The sequence below is a fragment of the Leptospira johnsonii genome (genome assembly GCF_003112675.1).
Classification (GTDB): domain Bacteria; phylum Spirochaetota; class Leptospiria; order Leptospirales; family Leptospiraceae; genus Leptospira_B; species Leptospira_B johnsonii.
In genome coordinates, this window is record NZ_BFAY01000011.1 from 1,691,087 (window position 1) to 1,708,543 (window position 17,457).

At 41.8% G+C, this 17,457-nt stretch carries 18 protein-coding genes and 2 tRNA genes; 14 read left to right on the forward strand and 6 right to left on the reverse strand.

The window, feature by feature from the left end; genetic code table 11:
• Positions 1-61 precede the first annotated feature (61 nt).
• The gene (locus tag LPTSP_RS16765) at positions 62-736 is read left to right on the forward strand and encodes a TetR/AcrR family transcriptional regulator (protein ID WP_108929785.1); all 675 of its coding nucleotides are present in this window, start codon (positions 62-64) and stop codon (positions 734-736) included.
• A gap of 23 nt (positions 737-759) precedes the next feature.
• Here the strand turns inward: LPTSP_RS16765 and LPTSP_RS16770 are convergent, their stop codons facing one another.
• Entirely contained in the window at positions 760-2,772 is a 2,013-nt protein-coding gene (locus LPTSP_RS16770) for a 1-acyl-sn-glycerol-3-phosphate acyltransferase (RefSeq protein ID WP_108929786.1), read from the reverse strand.
• 196 nt (positions 2,773-2,968) lie between these two features.
• On the opposite strand from LPTSP_RS16770, the gene LPTSP_RS16775 reads away from it, so the two are divergent.
• The 4 genes from LPTSP_RS16775 to LPTSP_RS16790 all read left to right on the forward strand — a co-directional run bounded on the left by LPTSP_RS16775 (position 2,969) and on the right by LPTSP_RS16790 (position 5,620).
• The gene (locus LPTSP_RS16775) at positions 2,969-4,000 is read left to right on the forward strand and encodes an ATP phosphoribosyltransferase regulatory subunit (protein WP_167396451.1); all 1,032 of its coding nucleotides are present in this window, start codon (positions 2,969-2,971) and stop codon (positions 3,998-4,000) included.
• Between the two features lie 63 nt (positions 4,001-4,063).
• Positions 4,064-5,338, forward strand: a complete 1,275-nt coding sequence (locus LPTSP_RS16780) for an adenylosuccinate synthase (RefSeq protein WP_108929787.1) — start codon at positions 4,064-4,066, stop codon at positions 5,336-5,338.
• 116 nt (positions 5,339-5,454) lie between these two features.
• A tRNA-Lys gene (locus LPTSP_RS16785) sits at positions 5,455-5,527 on the forward strand.
• A gap of 18 nt (positions 5,528-5,545) precedes the next feature.
• Positions 5,546-5,620 (forward strand) — tRNA-Glu (locus LPTSP_RS16790).
• Here the strand turns inward: LPTSP_RS16790 and LPTSP_RS16795 are convergent.
• Positions 5,599-6,513 (reverse strand): TIGR02757 family protein, encoded by a 915-nt coding sequence (locus tag LPTSP_RS16795; RefSeq protein WP_108929788.1) that lies wholly within the window; start codon positions 6,511-6,513, stop codon positions 5,599-5,601. The genes LPTSP_RS16790 and LPTSP_RS16795 overlap by 22 nt on opposite strands.
• Before the next feature lie 23 nt (positions 6,514-6,536).
• A complete protein-coding gene (locus tag LPTSP_RS16800; RefSeq protein WP_167396452.1) occupies positions 6,537-7,433 on the reverse strand; it encodes a hydroxymethylglutaryl-CoA lyase in 897 nt (298 codons plus the stop codon).
• Between the two features lie 52 nt (positions 7,434-7,485).
• On the opposite strand from LPTSP_RS16800, the gene LPTSP_RS16805 reads away from it, so the two are divergent.
• A complete protein-coding gene (locus LPTSP_RS16805; protein ID WP_108929789.1) occupies positions 7,486-8,172 on the forward strand; it encodes an ABC transporter ATP-binding protein in 687 nt (228 codons plus the stop codon).
• A gap of 88 nt (positions 8,173-8,260) precedes the next feature.
• Here the strand turns inward: LPTSP_RS16805 and LPTSP_RS16810 are convergent, their stop codons facing one another.
• Together LPTSP_RS16810 and LPTSP_RS16815 are read right to left on the reverse strand one after the other, a co-directional pair.
• Positions 8,261-8,884, reverse strand: a complete 624-nt coding sequence (locus LPTSP_RS16810) for a hypothetical protein (RefSeq protein WP_020768682.1) — start codon at positions 8,882-8,884, stop codon at positions 8,261-8,263.
• A gap of 64 nt (positions 8,885-8,948) precedes the next feature.
• Entirely contained in the window at positions 8,949-9,992 is a 1,044-nt protein-coding gene (locus tag LPTSP_RS16815) for a tetratricopeptide repeat protein (protein ID WP_108929790.1), read from the reverse strand.
• Here LPTSP_RS16815 and LPTSP_RS16820 point away from each other — a divergent pair.
• Genes LPTSP_RS16820 through purQ form a run of 7 tightly spaced genes read left to right on the forward strand, consistent with a single transcriptional unit; the run spans position 9,992 to position 14,957 of the window.
• On the forward strand, positions 9,992-10,615 hold the full coding sequence (locus tag LPTSP_RS16820) for an ABC transporter ATP-binding protein (protein ID WP_108929791.1): 624 nt from the start codon (positions 9,992-9,994) through the stop codon (positions 10,613-10,615). The two genes, LPTSP_RS16815 and LPTSP_RS16820, sit on opposite strands and share 1 nt — an antisense overlap.
• Complete coding sequence (locus tag LPTSP_RS16825) at positions 10,612-11,280, forward strand: heme exporter protein CcmB (RefSeq protein ID WP_108929792.1); 669 nt, start codon at positions 10,612-10,614, stop codon at positions 11,278-11,280. Before LPTSP_RS16820 ends, LPTSP_RS16825 begins: the two co-directional genes overlap by 4 nt.
• A gap of 46 nt (positions 11,281-11,326) precedes the next feature.
• The gene (gene ccsA, locus LPTSP_RS16830; protein WP_108929793.1) at positions 11,327-12,010 is read left to right on the forward strand and encodes a cytochrome c biogenesis protein CcsA; all 684 of its coding nucleotides are present in this window, start codon (positions 11,327-11,329) and stop codon (positions 12,008-12,010) included.
• 52 nt (positions 12,011-12,062) lie between these two features.
• Positions 12,063-13,211, forward strand: coding sequence for a PP2C family protein-serine/threonine phosphatase (locus tag LPTSP_RS16835; protein WP_108929794.1), 1,149 nt, complete (start codon positions 12,063-12,065; stop codon positions 13,209-13,211).
• Positions 13,208-14,077: a phosphoribosylaminoimidazolesuccinocarboxamide synthase gene (locus tag LPTSP_RS16840; protein WP_108929795.1), complete on the forward strand. Its 870-nt coding sequence runs from the start codon at positions 13,208-13,210 to the stop codon at positions 14,075-14,077. Before LPTSP_RS16835 ends, LPTSP_RS16840 begins: the two co-directional genes overlap by 4 nt.
• Positions 14,053-14,301, forward strand: a complete 249-nt coding sequence (gene purS / locus LPTSP_RS16845; protein WP_008593368.1) for a phosphoribosylformylglycinamidine synthase subunit PurS — start codon at positions 14,053-14,055, stop codon at positions 14,299-14,301. The genes LPTSP_RS16840 and purS overlap by 25 nt, the downstream gene beginning before the upstream one ends.
• Positions 14,298-14,957, forward strand: coding sequence for a phosphoribosylformylglycinamidine synthase subunit PurQ (purQ, locus tag LPTSP_RS16850; protein ID WP_108929796.1), 660 nt, complete (start codon positions 14,298-14,300; stop codon positions 14,955-14,957). The genes purS and purQ overlap by 4 nt, the downstream gene beginning before the upstream one ends.
• Here the strand turns inward: purQ and LPTSP_RS16855 are convergent.
• A complete protein-coding gene (locus tag LPTSP_RS16855; RefSeq protein WP_108929797.1) occupies positions 14,954-15,919 on the reverse strand; it encodes a DUF2804 domain-containing protein in 966 nt (321 codons plus the stop codon). The genes purQ and LPTSP_RS16855 overlap by 4 nt on opposite strands.
• Before the next feature lie 224 nt (positions 15,920-16,143).
• Between LPTSP_RS16855 and LPTSP_RS16860 the strand changes: the two genes are divergently transcribed.
• Positions 16,144-17,388 (forward strand): EAL domain-containing protein, encoded by a 1,245-nt coding sequence (locus LPTSP_RS16860; RefSeq protein WP_108929798.1) that lies wholly within the window; start codon positions 16,144-16,146, stop codon positions 17,386-17,388.
• Positions 17,389-17,457: the final 69 nt, after the last annotated feature.

Below are 17,457 nucleotides of genomic sequence, written 5' to 3' on the forward strand. Positions count from 1 at the left end.
TGGATATTTTTGTGATTCAAGAATAGAATTCACGAGCTCGGTTCAGGCAGGGTGTCAACAGATGAAGAGAATAGAACAGTCTAATCGAGTTCGGGCGAAAATTTTAGAAGTATCCCGAAAACTTTTCGTAAGCGAAGGATATGAGAAGGCGACCATACGTAGGATCATCGAGGAAGCAGAGATCACTACCGGAAGTCTATATCATTTTTTCAAGAACAAGGAAGAGATACTTCTCGCGATAGCGGGAGAAGTATTCAACGAGGCAGGCGAAACCGCAGAACGTCTGGTAGGTGAAATGGATCCTCCTTTGGTTTTTGCCATGGAAGTAGGATTACAGTTCTATCTATGCCAGAAAAAACTTACCATAGCGGAAACATACTTGGCGGCATATAAAACCCAAGGTGTGACCGATATGATCGGGAACCGCGGGTCCCATCGAAGCAAAGCTTTATTCGAAAAATATAATCCTGAGTTCGATGAACAAGAATACCTGATCCGCACCTTGGCATTCAGAGGAGTATTCCAAAGTCTTTTGGAAGAAATGGTGCATTCAGGAAAAATAGACAGACTCAGAATGATGGCAACGGTCATTCAATTAGGCCTGACTACATTCGGAGTTCCTAAAGAAGAAATGGAAATCGCATTACAAAAAACCTTCCGACTTCTAAAAGAAAGAGCCGCCGAGATAGAATCGCTTTCCGAAGGACTGCTGCAGATTTTCGTAAACGGACGATAAAATTCTGGGGACTGGCGAGAGTTTTAAACTCTCGACAGCCTTTCTTCCATTCCTTCTGCAACTTTACGAACGTCTTTCTTATTGATGACCACTTCGTAAGCTGCATACATGATCGGAACTTCGTTCGGATCTATTTTCATTAGGTTTGGCATTACCTTCAGCCCGTAGAATCCGTTAGACATCTTCTCGGAAGGATGACCGTTTGCTATATCGTATCCTGTCTTTCTATCTTTTGCATCCGTTCCAAAACAAGATAACATAAAGTCGGTCAATCCGGAGAGGCCTTGGAATGTTTCCGGTTTTCCTCCCATGCTAACTCCTACTTTTACCATTTCGTTGAAGAAACGATTGGAAAGATGGAAGAGAGAATTGTCCACATTCCCGCCTAGGGTCTGTTGGAAATAACCTTCTACAATTCCCATTACAAGAGCGTAAATTGTTTTGAGAGCTCCGCCTAACTGAACTCCCTTTACGTCCGTAGGAATGATCGCAGGTCTTGGGAAAATATAACCTGTAGTTAATAATTTTTGAATACGAGGAATGAGGCTTTCGTTCACGGCCGCGATCTCGAATCCGGAAATCTTTCTCTCCATGATCTGGTCCGGATAAGAAGCACCGGAAATCACTCCAATCCTATCGTCTTCTAATCCCAATCCATGTTGCAGATCGTCCAGGATCAAACCTGCGCTTGTAAATCCTTTGATAATATTGAAGAATGGAGCCTTGTTCTTGGAAAGATGAGGTTGCAGATCCGGATAGATCGTATGCAATTCCCAAGGATTCGTTCCTTGGATAAACAAGGTCGCAGTTTTTAATTCTTCCGGATCGGAAGTGAATGTAAGATTCGGAGGAAGTTTGTAGAGAGAATAAGTTCTGAGATCTCTTCTTTCCGTATTGGACTGAGAAGTATATTCTTGGTCCGGATGATAGACTAGAACGTTAATATCTTTGTTTGCCAGTACGGTAGCGATTGCAATTCCCATACTGCTGTTCCCAATCACGACCACTTTTTCTTTCGGTTCTTTAGGCACCTTGATCAGTTTGTTTTGGTCTCTAGCGTCCGCACTGTACAAGTTCCTGTAAATACCGTGCTGGTGCTTGTTCAGGTTCTGTCCTACAAGCAGAGCCAGATTATCGATCAGGAATTGTTTTTTGTCCCCATGTTCCGGGAATGGAAGATGTTCGATATCTTTAGGGAAATGGGCCATTTCCTTTTTGGATAATTCTCCAACTAACACTGGTTTGCCGATGGTTAGCTTTCCTGCTACTTGATTGAAAAGTAAACTTGTGGTAGGAAGGATCTTATCCGTCTTCTCCAAGGAAATTGGAAGGATGACCTTATTTGCAACATAGTGATAGACAGTGTCCACAAAGGGCATCAGTCTTCCGTCCCTGGATCTGGTTCCTTCCGGGAAGATGGCAGCGATCTTCCCCTCTTGTTGCAGTTTTTGAGAATGTCGGAATGCCCTCATATTAATTTTGGTCATTACATCGGAAAGACTTGGGTTATCTGCCATGTCTCTCTTGGAGCAGACCAAAAGAGTTCCGAACATATACAGTCCGAGTCTGGTAAAATCGGGTTCGTAAGCTAAACGTCCGGCGATAAACACCAATTGTTCGGCTACTTCTCTACCTTCAGGAGACGCATGATATAAAAGTTGGAAGATTGCAGGAGCATCCAAATGGCTTAGGTGATTGGAAATCAATGTAACCGGGTATTTTCCGATCAAAGGTTTTACAGCGCTTAAGTTTTCGATACCTTCTACCGTAAAAAATTTCATGATAGGAGAAAGGAACTCGATCATGAATTCCCTGGCCTTCTTTTCAGGAGGGGTGTACACACCGATCCTTTCCAGGGAGGATGGATCTTTAAAAACATCCATGACCGGAGGCATTGGAGTTACGGAACAAAGATAAAGAAATTTCTGAAGTATCTTTTTTGCTTCTTCTTCGCTCATTCCTGATCTTTTGAATAGGTGAATGTTTTCGAAGAATTCCTTCTGCCATCTTCCGACGGATTGTTCTTTTTCTGCCATGGTACGTCTCTGTCTGTGGTCTTGCGGTTAATCTGGTTTCGGTGCTTAGAGCTCGAACTTTAAGGTTCGATACGCGATTTCCGGAGAATACTTTCTATCCTTGGAAGGCTTATTGTCATTCTATTTTTTGGGAAAAACGATTTGAATTCTACCCTAGCCAAAAGGAACTGTTCTTTGGGGCTTTTCGTAAAGACAGATGACACATAATCCTCCAGAGTTTAGTGAGAAAAAATGGATCCCGGACGGGTTTCATTTTTTCGGACCGAACGAGAGTTCGGAAAGAAGGGATCTTCTCGATTCCCTCAGTTCCAAGCTCAAAGGATTCAAATACTCTGAGGTATTTTTACCTTCTTTCGATTATTCTTCTTCTTTTTTGCTCACCATGTCGGCGGAAGATTCTTCTGCATTGTACAGATTCAGGGATTCCGACGGAAATGAGATCTCTCCTAGCGCGGATTTGACGGTCCAAGCAGTAAAAGGTATGGCTGGTTTTGCGCACCGCAAAGAAAACCAACGTATCTTTTATCAGGGAAAAATTTTCAGAGACTACGGTAGAAAGAGCGGATCTCGGAAGGAGATCCTACAAGTAGGCGCAGAACATATAGGCGGTTCAGGCGCCCCAGCTATTTTAGGAATTTTGAAAGAGATTTCCGGATTATTCTCCGGAATTAAACTGCGTTCGCCACTAACAATAGTGCTCGGGAATGTAGGGGTCTTTCATTCTGTTCTGGAGTCCTTGGAACTTTCCAGATCCGAAAAAAGGCAATTGTCGTTTTTATTATATAGGAAGAATCTTCCGGAGATCCGTCGTTTTCTGGAAAGTCGAAACGCTTCTAGGATTTTCCCGGTATTAGAGTCTTTATGTTTGGGATTTGTCTCTCATAAGGAAGATCTGGGCAAAAAGTTTGCTTCTTTAGGACTTTCTAATTCTTTCCAAAAGATCATCTCCGAAACCGGAGAAATTATAGGCTCTTTAGGTAAAACTCCTGGTTTGGAATTTTGTTCGGACTATACTCTTATTCCGGATTTGGAATATTATACCGGATTCGTTTTCCAAGGGTACGTGTCTGGAAGTTCAGAACCGGTTCTAACCGGAGGGTCTTACGACCATCTATACGAATTATTCTCCGGAACCCAAAAAGATGCCTGCGGATTTGCGATCAATGTAGACGCATTAGAAACAGTATTGGAACCCACTTGGGAATTGAATGACGTGAAACCGGTTTGAAAAAGAAGAACGTGCAAAAATTGAAATTATATAGAAAAGAAACAGGAATTAAGGAATAATCCAATGCCCGCAACATTAGTGGTCGGAACCCAATGGGGTGACGAAGGGAAAGCAAAAGTAATCGATTACCTTTCCAAAGATACGGATATTATAGTACGTTACCAAGGCGGAGCTAACGCCGGACATACGGTGGTGGTTCACGGTAAAAAATACGTGTTTCATTTGGTCCCTTCCGGAGTCATTTACGACCAAACCGTTTGTGTGATCGGTAACGGTGTGGTTTTAGATCCTACATTCTTTATTGAAGAGTGTGATAAGCTTCAAGCAGAAGGGTTTCCAGTGTATGAAAAACTTCTGATCAGCGATGCTTGCCATCTTCTTTTTCCATTCCATGGTCTGATCGATTCCGCAAGAGAGAGTAATTGTGCTCCGGATCGTAAGATCGGAACCACCAAAAAAGGGATCGGTATCTGTTACGCAGACAAGATGATGAGGATAGGTCTTAGAGTAGGGGACCTTCTCGAAAACGATTTCGAAACAAGGCTCCAACAGCTGGTGGATGAAAAAAACAAAGAGCTCGTAAAACTCTACGACGTAGAAGAGATCTCTACCAAAGACATTTTAGATAATGTAAAAAGATTTTATTCAAAGATCCAAAAAAATATCATCAACACTCCTTATTATCTGGAATCACAATTAAAGGCCGGCAAAAAAATCCTCTTGGAAGGTGCTCAAGGGACCGGACTCGATGTGGATTTTGGTACTTATCCGTATGTAACTAGTTCCAATCCTACTACTGGGGGAGCATTCATCGGATCGGGGATCGCATTCCATCATTTAAAGAGTGTAATCGGAATCACAAAAGCGTATACCACAAGAGTGGGAGAAGGTCCTTTCCCTACGGAACTTCTTGGGGAAGAAGGAGAAAAGCTTAGAACTCTAGGTGCGGAGTATGGCGCAACCACAGGAAGACCTAGACGTTGCGGTTGGTTCGATACAGAAGTGTTGAGACATGCAGTTCGTATCAACGGACTTACATCTATTGCACTTACTAAGATAGATGTTCTTTCTGCTTACGATAAAATTCCTGTGGCAGTAGCTTACGAAAGGAACGGCAAAAAACTGGATTGTTTCCCTTCTCAGGGCCTGGACCAAGTAAAGGTAATCTACGAAGAATTCCCTGGTTGGAAAACAGATATCACCGGCATCGGAGAATTCGATAAACTTCCTTCTGCATGTAAGGATTATATCCGCACTTTGGAAAAATTGATAGGAGTTCGTATCGATTTGATCTCTACCGGACCGGACAGAAAGGATACGATAGCTTCCGGATTCTAAGATTGGACAAAGTTTTTCTCAGATTTTTTACGTTTAGAAACCTCTCCAAACTAGTAAAAAACTCTATGAAATTCGTTTGACCAGAGAGGGTCGAAAAATATCGTGTTCTTACGTTCGAGTCGTTAGCTCAGTCGGTAGAGCATCTCACTTTTAATGAGAGGGTCTTGGGTTCGAATCCCAAACGACTCAAGCTGAGCTAAATTAAGAGCCGCCATCGTCTAGTGGTTAGGACACCAGGTTTTCATCCTGGTAACCGGAGTTCAATTCTCCGTGGCGGTACCAACTGTCTTCCTACTCTTTCCATAAATTTTACAAACCTCTTTCAGATCGCAAGACTCACATAGCTCGGCGATATAAACACTTTTGCATTTACGCAAGATCCCAAGTCTACATAGGGCAAAGTCCATTCTCAAAGGGTCTTCCGGATAAAACTTTTGGAAATAGTCAGTGACCTCTCTGGATTTTTTGAGATCGGAAGTCCTTCTTTCCGTAATCCCTAAAATATTAGAAAGACGATTGATATGAGTATCTAACGGAAATAATAACTCTGATGTTTGAATGTTCTTATACAAACCCAGATCCGGCGCTTCTTTACGGACCATCCATCTTAAGAACATACAATAACGTTTATGTGCCGATTTAGGATTTCCGAGTCCGATCAAAAAACCTAGGCCGTAGGACTTCCAACCCGGATCCAAGGAAGTCAAAATTTCGGAAAGCCTGGATTGAAAACCGGCAATCCTTCTTTCTAAACCCACATCTTTGGGACGGATCGGCTTAAACCAAGATTCTAAAAACTTCTCTCCTGATTTTTCAATTTCCAAATAAGCCAATCGGATCGCTTGCAAGAATAGAAGAATGTCCTTTTCTTTCTGAAAACGATAAGGCCCTAATTTGTTTTTCCAGATCTTGGTCCCATGAGAGAGTAAATATTGTTTGGGACGTTTGCCCATCGGTTCCAAAAGTCGGGAGAGAAATCCACGGATCGCAGTAACGTTGCCATAGGCGAATAACGCAGAAAGAAGTCCTACAAATTCCCTATCTTCCGGAGAATCGTAAAGATAACATAAAAATAATGGATCAGAATCTAAGAATTCTGGTTTAGTATAGTTCCTGTACAGAAGATCGAAACTTTTTTTCAGGTTTTTCTTTTTGAGCACAGTAGAAGGAGGCATACTTTGCTCCGATCGACTTCTTTTTAAGAAGCCGCTTTCGCTTTTAATGCGATATAGGAACGAGAAGCCAGTTTTCTTTGCAGGATCCCTTCCATAAACGCAGACGCTTCCAATAATTTAGAAAGATCTATTCCAGTTTGTATCCCTGATTTATGGAAGAAGTAAACCAAATCCTCTGTGGCCAAGTTTCCCGAAGCTCCTTTTGCGTAAGGACAACCACCTAAACCACCGGAAGAAGAATCGAAAGATCGAATTCCTAACTCGTAAGATTTTTGGACGTTCGAGATCGCCATTCCATATGTATCATGAAAATGTCCTGCCAATTTATCTACAGGGATTTCTTTCAGAAGAATGTTAAGCAATTTTTCCACTTCTGCAGGAACAGCAGTGCCAATGGTTTCTCCCAAAGAGATCTCGTAAGCTCCTTGGTCCAAAAGTATTTTAGAAACTTCTAAAACCTTTTTCGGATCAATTTTTCCTTCGTAAGGACAATCGATCACTGTGGAAACATAACCTCTTACCAATAATCCATCCTTCTTTGCTTCCGCGAAAATTTCCTTAAATCCATCTATGGACTCTTGGATGGTGCGATTGATATTTTTTTTAGTAAACGATTCTGAAGCGGCAGTGAACACAGCTACCTCTTTAAATCCGGAAGAGATCGCAGCTTGGTATCCTTTTAAATTCGGAGTGAGTGCGCTAAAATGAACATTTCCTTTAAGATCCAGGGAAGCGGAGAGTTCTTTTGCGTCTCCTAATTGAGGAATGTTTTCTTTTTTTACGAAAGAAGTGGCTTCTATATGTTTTAGGCCGGCCGCGACCAGCTTTTGGATATAAAGTAATTTATCCTTTGTGGGGACCTCCGACTTTTCATTTTGGAGTCCATCTCTTGGTCCTACTTCCGTAATTTTCAAACTCATGTCTTTAAGGGATTGGTTGTCAGAATTCTAAGCAAGCACTAAACCGGTATCCGTGTCCGAGAAAAAAGAACCGATCATCGTTTTGGAAGGAGTTTCCCTATCTTCTTCCGAAAGGACCTACTTGTCCGGGGTGAACCTGCAAGTTGAAGCAGGAGAATTTCTCGGGATTTTAGGCCGTTCCGGTTCAGGTAAGTCCACACTCTTACGACTTATATTAGACCTTCCGCTTCCTTCTTCTTGGAAAAAAACGGGTAGTATCCGGATTTTCGGAAAATCCAAAAAAGAAATCCCAGCCAGATGGATCCAACCGGTTTTCCAAGATCCTGTTTTGGTTTTTAATCCGCTTTGGACTGTAGAAAGAAGTTTAAGAGAACCTCTGCAATTATTCAAAGAAGAAAACTTATACGAGTCTTTATTAGAAAAATGGCTTCCGATCTTGGGCTTGGAAGGTAAGGATAGAAATCGTCTTCCTTCTTTTTTTTCGGGAGGAGAATTACAAAGGTTCTCTCTTCTTCGCGCGCTACTTTGTCGTCCTAAAATTTTATGTTTGGACGAAGCGACTTCAGCACTAGATCCAATCTTAAATCATCAGGTCTTGCAGTCTCTTTTAGATCTGAATCAGAAAGAGGGAGTTACTATTCTTTGGGTGACACATAATATCAAGTCAGCGAATAAGTTCTGTTCTCGCATCGTGGAAATTGAATCTTTAAATTCTATATCCGCTTCTGCCTTGAATTGATTTCGCGAGAAGGAAACCTTCTTCCAATAAAAAACCCCAAGGTTTTTCAACCCCGGGGTTCTTTGCAAAAATTGATTCAAAAGAGATCTTAGAACTCGATATGATACAAGTTTTTGCGGTCTTTTTTGTCCTTATACAAAGCTAATAGAATGTCTATCCTATAAATGGAAGAACGAAGACTTGCTTCTAACAATCTGAGAGCTTTGATCTGGTTTTCGAGAGACATCTCGTTAAGTCTGGTCACTTCGGTTGCTTCGAAAACTTCGTGTGTGACCTCGCTCGATTTTAAATCTGCCGGTTTGAAGACGATCTTTTTATTCTCGAACATCACTTCGTAGTAGATCCTTTTACTTTCGGATGCTAGAGTGATATCGGATACCTTTCCGCCGTTGAATTGGAACGTAATGTACTTGAGCAAATTGCTCTCGTAACCGTCTTCAACTTGGAAAGGAATGTCTTCCGTGACAATGGTTTGGCGTTTCTCATACTTCGGCATCAGGACCACGAGGATATCGTGTTTGCGCTCCAAGTCTTTTAATCTTTCGCTGATCGTTGTTTCCAGACCTACGATGATTTTTTTAAGGGACTTGGTGTACTCGCTGGTTTCGTCCTGAAATACGTCCGCTTCGTTGACCTTTTGTTTTTGTTGGGCCAATAACGGAACGAAGAAGAAGAGGGTCGCCAAAGCGAAAAGCCTGGTTTGGTTTTTCATTGGATCCTCCGTCCGTAAGATTGGACGAATTCTTTTGGTTTGCCAAGTCTTTTTCGGGTTTAAGCTATTGCCCTTCCTTCTCTGCGTCCTCGTCAGCGGCCTTGATCTCTGCGAATCTTTTTGCCAGGTCCCTTCTTCTTTCTATAATTTTAAGGGAGAATTCGGTAAAGAAAGGGTCATTGGGGAATTTTAATAACTCCTCATATTCTTTTGCAGCAGTGACATAATCGCCGATCTTACTCGCAGTCTCTGCAAAATAGAAATGGAATTTTTTATTATAAGGCCTCTTCTTCCCTTGGTCGTCGTATAGATCCGTATTCCTGAAAATTTTATAGGCGTAGTAATCTCTTCCGCCCATGATCTCTAAACGCGCGAGCCCCAGCTTTGCATCCGGGCTATTCTGGTCTATGGTTAACGCTTTTTTAATATAAATCTGGGCCCTGTTTTTCAGGTCAGTTCTGATATAGTGTTCTGCGAGAAGTACCAATGCCTCTGTTTGGAACTGGTTCAGCTCGACCGCTTTTTTATAATATATGACCGCTTGTATCTGTTCGTTCAGTAGTTCGTAAAGAACTCCCAAGTGCATATACGTTCTGTAATATTTGGGAACTTCTGCGATCGCATACTCGTATTGAAAGATCGCTTTCTGGTATTTTTTTTCTATATGATAAGCTCTTCCTAAATTATATCTAAAAGCGAAGAAGGAAGGGTCGAATCTCATCCCAGCTTCTAACATGGAGATTGCCTTCTCTCTTTTTTTAGGATCCGCAGACTGTAATAAGCCTACAGCCTCATTATTGAAAATCCCGGAATTAACGATCTGTTTTCCTCCGTATTCGAAACTTGCTTTGGAAGGGGGAGGGGCTCCTTTCCAATGTCTGCCAGCAGCTACTATGAAATCCTGCTCAGAGCGGGCCAGGCTTCCGTCTTGGTAGAACTCGGGATCTAAAAATTCATTCTCTCCCCAGAGTAAACCTGCATACTCGGAGTCTCCTATTTTGAATTGTGCATAGGCTATATTAGGAAAGATCAAGAATAAGAATATGCAGAGAGGCTTGGCAAAATTTAAGCCTTGTAAATACTCTTTTAAAAGGGAAATTGTCCTCATTGGTCTCATTGCAAACATCGATCCCAGTATTGGAATGTTCTAACCTATCGTACAGTATCGGACGGAAATCGGTTTTAAAGAACGTTTCCTTCTCCGTTTTTCCGAACGAGGTTTTATTTGTAAGAGGAATGAACGGTTCCGGAAAGACTACATTGCTCAAATCCATTCTGCAACACGATAAATTCAAGGACCAGTTCAAATTCCCTTCTTCCAAATCACCTAAACTTTCCTATCTGGGGCATGATCTGGGTTTATATACAACTTTAAGCCTGGAAGAAAATCTGGAATATTTCAGAGGGATTGCAGGAGATTGCCGTCCGGAAGACCAGATCATTTCCTGGTTAAAGGATTTTCGTCTTTGGCACAGAAGAAAGGATCCTGTTTCTTCTTTTTCCAGGGGAATGAAACAGAAGGCCGCATTAGTCCGTGCTCTTTTGCCTAACGTGGATCTTTATCTTTTGGACGAACCATTGACTGCTTTGGATAGCGAGGGAGAATCCAAGGCGAGATCCGTTTTGGAGAATGTTTTGGATTCTTCTTCCATCATCATGGTGACCCACGATCCTAATTTTACTTTAAAAGCAAAGTCCCGACTTTTGGAATTGGGAGAAAATTCCAAGTGAAAGCAATTTTTGCTCTTATCCGAAAAGAGTTCCGCCTTTTAGGAAAGGCAAGTAATGGGATCTTGTCATTACTTGTTTTAGTTTCCGCGATGGTGTTCTTATTCCATTATGCTCTGGAAAGGAACGGCAAAATAGATCTAGTCGCGCTTATCGGATTGAAATGGGCCATTCTATTTGTCGCCTCGTTCGTATTAGTCGGTCAATTCACCTGGGAAGAAAGAGAAGCAGGCGGGGGAACTGCGAGTAGACTATTTATTTCTCCTTGGGTTTTATATTTTTCTAAATCGATTTTAGTGTTTATCGCATTGTCCGCGGCCGCCATTTATCTGATGGGACTTTTTGCATTGATGTTTTCCGCATTTCCCGCGGACTTAAACGAATTCGGAAGACAGATCGTATTCTTCTTTCCCGGTCTATTATGCCTTTCCTTTTTGGGAGTTTGTCTTTCCCATATCAGTTTATCTTCTCGCCTGAAAGAGATCCTTCTTCCGTTACTCCTCGTGCCTCTTTCTATTCCTGTATTCTTATATGGAATGGAAGCGGAGAGAAAATTTATCTCCCAACCTTTTTCCGCCTTGGTCGGTTCTTTTTCTCTCATTTTGGCATTTGCAGTTTTTTACGGTTCTATGGGTGCACTTCTGGTAGAAATGACTTCCGACGAATAGGATTCTTCTTGATACAATTTGCGGATACCTACACACTTCCAAGCGTATGAATATTCGCCTCCTGCATCCCGCCTGGGACTGGATACTCTCTCTTTTGTTTTTATCGATTTTTCCGTTTGCAGTGCTTCTGGGCTTATATTACCCGAATGTGATCTTAGAGCAGGGGATTTCCCACAGGATTTTTTATTTCCATGTTCCAGTTGCATGGGTGGCTTTGTACGGTCCCGGAATTTCTTCTATTTGTGCGATTGCATATCTTGTGACTAAAAAGCGGACCTGGGATACACTTTCACTTTCCGCAAATAAGATATCTCTTTTATTCGCGATCGGTGTTTTATTTTCCGGACCGATATGGGCATACTTGGCTTGGGGAACTCCTTGGGACACGACTGACGCACGCTTAAATTCTTTTTTCGTATTGGTACTAAGCCTTGTGGCTTATTTTCTATTGCGGTTTTTGGTTTTGGACCAGACTAAAAAATATATCTTCTCCGCTTTTTTAAGTTTGTTCTGCAGTGTAAATGCTATCTTAACCTGGGGAGCCATTCGTTGGATGGATAATCCAGGAAATCACCCTTCTTCCGTATTGGGAAAAAAGGGAATGGATCCGGATATGAGGATCTCTTTTTGGTTAGGAATTTTGGCTTATCACCTACTTTTTTTGATCTTGTACAGGTTAGTTTATCGTTTAGATAAGATCAAAGCTGTTCGTGAAGAATTGTCTGATTGAAAAATTTACTCAATTTAATAAAATACGAATTTTGTAATGATAGGGATGGATCGTGGATAGAGAGAAGCAAGAGAGCCAATTGAATTATTCCGACTATTCCATCCTTGCGGTCGACGATTCGGATATTAATCTCAAACTTTTGGTCCATACTTTAAAACCTCTGGGTTTCCAAGTTTTAACTGCAATGAACACGGAAGAGGCACGCACACTTCTTGCGACCAACCAAGTGGACATTCTTCTTTTGGATGTGAGTATGCCTGGTCAGGATGGATTTTCATTCTGTAAGGAATTGAGAGAGATAGATAGATTCAATCTTCTTCCGATCCTTTTTATCACAGCTTATAATAGAGAGTTGGGATTTGACGAGGCGATCGCTCACGGCGGAGACGACTTTCTTCATAAACCTTTCCAACCAAAAGAATTGGTCGCAAAGATCAGAGCATTCATTCGGATCAAAAATCTTCAGGACGAACTTTTACATCAAAAGAAAAAATACGAAAAAGAATTGGTCATGGCAAGAAGGGTGCAACAGGAACTTGTACCTGAAAAACAATTGGAGTGGAACGGCTTTAGTGTGAATTCAGTCTTCCATCCTTTGATGCAGATCGGCGGCGACTTCATAGACGCATGGATAGAAGAAGATAAACTGCATGTGTTTATCGCGGATTGTTCCGGCCATGGCCCTTCTGCAGCACTTCTTTCTGCAATGGTAAAGATGCAGGTCTCCAATTTAGGAAGAAGTAATACTCTTGTAGATAAAGTAAAAACTCTTAGGCAACAATTGGAAAAGATCCTGCCGGAAGATTTTTCCATCACATTCTTTTACGGTATCTTAGATAATAAGGGCAATTTCGAATATGCAAACGGAGGTCATCCGCCTCCGCTATTGTACCTTAACGGGAACGTAGAAGAATTGCCCGGCATGGGACCTCTCATCATTCCGATAGAGCTCGGAACGGAGGATGAGTTCAGATCCGTAGTCTTGGAAAAAGGTGTTTCTCTATTACTTTACACGGATGGGGCCACTGAAATAACGGATGAGAACTATAATATTTTGGGCGAAGAAAGTCTGAAGAAGATCCTGAAAGAAGCCGTGGAATCCAAAGAAGATATACTGAATTTTTCTCTGGAAAAGATATTGGCGCATTCGGGGAATATGACCCACGACGATGATATCGCTCTCATGGTTATCCAAGGATGAGTGAACTCCCCAAACCTTCTTATATTGGCAAAGTCAGAGACGTATACGATTTAGGAAATTCCCTGATATTATCCTCTACAGATCGAATCTCCGCGTTCGATGTCGTGTTCCGCCAGATCGTTCCTGGCAAAGGAAAAGTTTTAAATAAGATCTCTGCAGAATGGTTTTCCTACTTTAAGGATATTCCGAATCATATTATAGAAACTGACGTTTCTAAGTTCCCTTCTCCATTCAAAGATCATCCAGACTTAAAGGATCGTTCCGTTCTTGTAAAAAAGTGCAAACGGATCGACTTTGAATGTGTGGTCCGCGGTTATCTTTCCGGTTCCGGTTGGAAAGAATACAAACAAGACGGGACGCTTGCTTTTAAAAAACTTCCTGCAGGTTTGAAAGAATCCCAAAAACTGCCCGAGCCTAGTTTTACACCTGCGATCAAAAACGATACGGGTCACGACGAGAATATCTCCGAAGAGAGAATGAAAAACGAGATCGGATCCGAACTCTTCTCTATTTTAAGGGAAAAATCGATTTCCCTCTATACCAGGGCCGCTGAACTGGTAGCTGGGGCTGGGATTTTGCTCTGCGATACCAAATTCGAATTCGGGATTTGGGAAGATAAGGTCATCTTGATCGATGAGATTTTGACTCCGGATTCTTCAAGGTATTGGGCGCAGGAATCTTATGTTATCGGGACCACTCCGCCCAGCATGGACAAACAGATCTTAAGGAATTATCTGGAAAAGTCCGGTTGGAACAAGGTTCCTCCTCCTCCGGACTTGCCGGAGAGTCTGATTGTCGAATTGCAAGCGGCATATAAGGAAATACAGGATCGACTATTAAAATGTTTATCGCAAGAATCAATGTAACTCTAAAAGAATCAGTTCTCGATCCTCAAGGGAACACTGTGAAGTCCACTCTACAAGAATTGGGCGAAAAATCGGTGCAAGACGTAAGAGTCGGAAAATACATCGAAGTCAAATTGGATTCTCCCGATCTGGAAACTGCAAAGAAGACGGTGGCAAATCTCTGCGAAAAACTTTTAGTAAATCATGTGATTGAAACTTATCGTTCGGAGATCGTAACGGAATGAAAGCTGCGGTAGTCACTTTTCCAGGTTCTAATTGTGATAACGATATCGTAAGAGTTCTTTCTGAATTCTATTCCGCGAAAGTGGACAAGGTCTGGCATAAGGACCAATTCTCAGAAAAATACGATCTGGTCATTCTTCCGGGAGGATTTTCCTACGGAGATTATTTAAGATCCGGAGCAATGGCTCCTTTTTCTCCGGTAATGAAATCGGTAAAAGAACATACCGATCGCGGTGGAAAACTATTCGGCATCTGCAATGGATTCCAAATTTTAGCGGAAGCAGGTTATCTTCCCGGCGCATTGATACGTAACAGAAATCTAAAGTATGTCTGCAGGACAATCGGCCTGAAAAAGGCGTCTAACTCAAACAAGATCAGCGGCAGTTTAGCGGATGATAAGATCTTAAGAGTTCCAGTAGCTCATGGAGACGGATGTTACTTCGCCTCCGCAGAGGTCCGCAAACAATTGAAGGAAGAAGGACGGATCCTGTTCTTATACGCAGGAGACAATCCGAACGGAAGTTTGGACGATATCGCTGGGATCTGTTCTCCGGATTTTAAAGTGGCCGGAATGATGCCTCACCCTGAAAGAGCGATGAATCCGATCACCGGTGAAATGGACGGCAAAACCGTTTTAGATCTTCTGATCGCTTCTTAAACTTTTTGAGGCTTCTCTAAAATCGCGATCCCATCAGAGATCTTTTCCTTTTTGGATTTGGTCTTGATCCATCCGGAAACTGTATATAATGTTTTTATAAATTTTTCCGTTCCCAAGTTTTTGGGACGGGAGAAGCTTGCCTCTATCTCAGGTTCTAACTCCAGCTCCAGTTTGGAGTTTTGATCTTGGAAGATCTTACGTTTTCCGTTCCCGGACCAAACTGCATTTCCCAGATTTGAAACTTCTCCGTTGGTCCAAACTAGGATATCATCTTCCAAATAGATATGAACCTTCTTCTTCGGAGAAACTTGCAGATAGATTCTATTTTCCAATGGGAATGCTATAGGTCCGTATCCCTTTCCAACTGAATAAGACAAAAGCCCATTCTCGAGAGAAACAGATAGATCGTTCCAGGAAAGTTGTCCTTCTACCCTTAAGTCAGGAGAATGATTCTTAAAGACCCAATCTTTGCCGGAAGGAGAAATTTGAGTGAACCAGTTTCCATTATTCTTCTCTCCGGTATAAGCAAGAGCATCCAATTGGAAGTTCAGATTTTTTTCCCAGATGGCGGAATGTGTATAACCTTGGCGAATATTATCATCCAATCTGAAATTGAATCTTTTGTCCGATTTGGTAAAACTCCAATAGCCGTTCTTAAAACTTCCCTGGTGAATAAAAGAAGAAGCTCCATTCTCTAAAAGAGAGATCTCCTGCAGATTTCCTGTTTCCCTATTCCAAAGCAAAAGATTTGCGCCGGATTTGAACTTGGTCGCATAGATCCTGAGTTCTAAAAATATTTTTTCTCCCAGTATGTCTACGAGCACCGAGTCCACGGATCTGAGTTCGGAAAGTAATCCGGCGTTGTATTCTTTGGAATTATCGATCTGCACTGGACCGAAATATTTTCCAAATAATGGTTCTAAAGTGGAAGGATGAAGAATGGAGCCTAAATGTTCTTTCATGGAATGTTCATCTAATGGGGATTAGTCGCCGTTTTTTTCTCGGATAAAAAGCAGGTTAAGACGGGGCTTTGTAACAAAAGAAAACAAATAATTTGCCATAATGTAGAAAAAGCATAAGAAAAAAAGGGGAATTTTCCAAGCTTTAGTCTTCATTCCTTACGCTGTTTCAGGGAAATATGCTTGTGTGTAAACTTCAACCGGATTCTAGTAGTGTTGGAATCTGCATGCTCGCCGAATACGAGTCCCACCAAATACTTTCTCTGGGAGAAGGTTATTATACCCCTCACTACCAGCCGATCTTAGACGTCGGAAATCGTAATATTATAGGTTACGAAGTTTTAGGGAGAGTATTTTCTCCCGAGTCCAACGAATACCATTCTTTAGGTTATCATTTTCATAATCCGGACACGGATACTGTTCGTTTAGTCCATATAGATCGTATTATTCGCGAAAAAGCGATCAAACATGTGAAGGAAACGGGTCTTAAGACTAAAATTTTCCTGAACATGATGCCAAACTTTCTCTCCATGGTCTACACGGGAGAAGTGTTGGATATCAAACGTCTGCATATTCTTCATCTCATAGACAAGTATGATATTAACCCGAACGATCTAGTTTTAGAGATCACAGAAGATAAGTTCGAAGGAAATATTGAAAAACTTTTATATATAGTAAGCCTATTCAGAGAAAGAGGGATCAAGATCGCAGTCGACGATCTTGGGGTCGGTTTTTCCAATTTGGAAAGGATCGGTTATATCCATCCGGATATTATGAAAGTGGACATAAAAATTATGAGAGAGAGTTTGAACAGACGATCTTTCAAGAATGTTCTTTCCGCTATTTCTGAAATGTCCCAAAGGCTCGGTTCCCAACTACTATTCGAAGGAGTGGAGAACGAAGATGAATTGTATCTTGCTCTGTCCATGGGAGCCAATCTATTACAAGGTTTTTATTTTTCTCGTCCTACTATAGACTTTCAGGACAAAAAACGTTTTAATAAAACTCTCAAAACTTCCCTCGAAAAATTCTCAGGCCTTAGGTTCTTAGAGATCCTAGAGAATCTTAGAAAGGAACAATCCTTCTTAGATCAGTTTGTGGACTTATTCAAAGATCTGGAAACTTCTTCCGAAGAATCGATGGCGGATGCATTGAGTAGCGTTTTAGATAGACTCCCTTTGGAAACCACTTCCGTTCTGGTCACGGATATGCACGGTTATCAGGTAACTCCTACTTTCAAGAGAGAGGCATACGATCTGCCTTGGACAAGATTGCTTACCGAGGTAGGAAATAACTATGCTTGGAAACCTTTCTTCATCCGTCATAAGGCAGAAACCTATCATTCTAGCCGAGTTTCCGGGTTTACGGAACCTTTCCATGATATAGAAACCAAACGTCAATATGTCTTATTCACCCTGAATCTGGGCGAGGATCATGTTCTCATTCTCCGCCTCGACTGGGAATCCTACTGAAGTCCAGACTTTCCGAACATCTTTCCTATTGATCTCCGCCTCAGGCATAAAAACATAGTCCTAGGCAGG

Excerpts from the sequence above, each read along its gene's own strand:
- purS (WP_008593368.1), top strand. The coding sequence starts at position 14,053 with ATGTTTATCGCAAGAATCAATGTAACTCTAAAAGAATCAGTTCTCGAT.
- LPTSP_RS16775 (WP_167396451.1), top strand. The coding sequence starts at position 2,969 with ATGACACATAATCCTCCAGAGTTTAGTGAGAAAAAATGGATCCCGGAC.
- LPTSP_RS16770 (WP_108929786.1), bottom strand. The coding sequence starts at position 2,772 with ATGGCAGAAAAAGAACAATCCGTCGGAAGATGGCAGAAGGAATTCTTC.
- LPTSP_RS16815 (WP_108929790.1), bottom strand. The coding sequence starts at position 9,992 with ATGAGGACAATTTCCCTTTTAAAAGAGTATTTACAAGGCTTAAATTTT.
- LPTSP_RS16795 (WP_108929788.1), bottom strand. The coding sequence starts at position 6,513 with ATGCCTCCTTCTACTGTGCTCAAAAAGAAAAACCTGAAAAAAAGTTTC.
- LPTSP_RS16800 (WP_167396452.1), bottom strand. The coding sequence starts at position 7,433 with ATGAGTTTGAAAATTACGGAAGTAGGACCAAGAGATGGACTCCAAAAT.
- LPTSP_RS16855 (WP_108929797.1), bottom strand. The coding sequence starts at position 15,919 with ATGAAAGAACATTTAGGCTCCATTCTTCATCCTTCCACTTTAGAACCA.
- LPTSP_RS16860 (WP_108929798.1), top strand. The coding sequence starts at position 16,144 with ATGCTCGCCGAATACGAGTCCCACCAAATACTTTCTCTGGGAGAAGGT.
- LPTSP_RS16840 (WP_108929795.1), top strand. The coding sequence starts at position 13,208 with ATGAGTGAACTCCCCAAACCTTCTTATATTGGCAAAGTCAGAGACGTA.
- LPTSP_RS16780 (WP_108929787.1), top strand. The coding sequence starts at position 4,064 with ATGCCCGCAACATTAGTGGTCGGAACCCAATGGGGTGACGAAGGGAAA.
- LPTSP_RS16810 (WP_020768682.1), bottom strand. The coding sequence starts at position 8,884 with ATGAAAAACCAAACCAGGCTTTTCGCTTTGGCGACCCTCTTCTTCTTC.
- purQ (WP_108929796.1), top strand. The coding sequence starts at position 14,298 with ATGAAAGCTGCGGTAGTCACTTTTCCAGGTTCTAATTGTGATAACGAT.
- LPTSP_RS16765 (WP_108929785.1), top strand. The coding sequence starts at position 62 with ATGAAGAGAATAGAACAGTCTAATCGAGTTCGGGCGAAAATTTTAGAA.
- ccsA (WP_108929793.1), top strand. The coding sequence starts at position 11,327 with ATGAATATTCGCCTCCTGCATCCCGCCTGGGACTGGATACTCTCTCTT.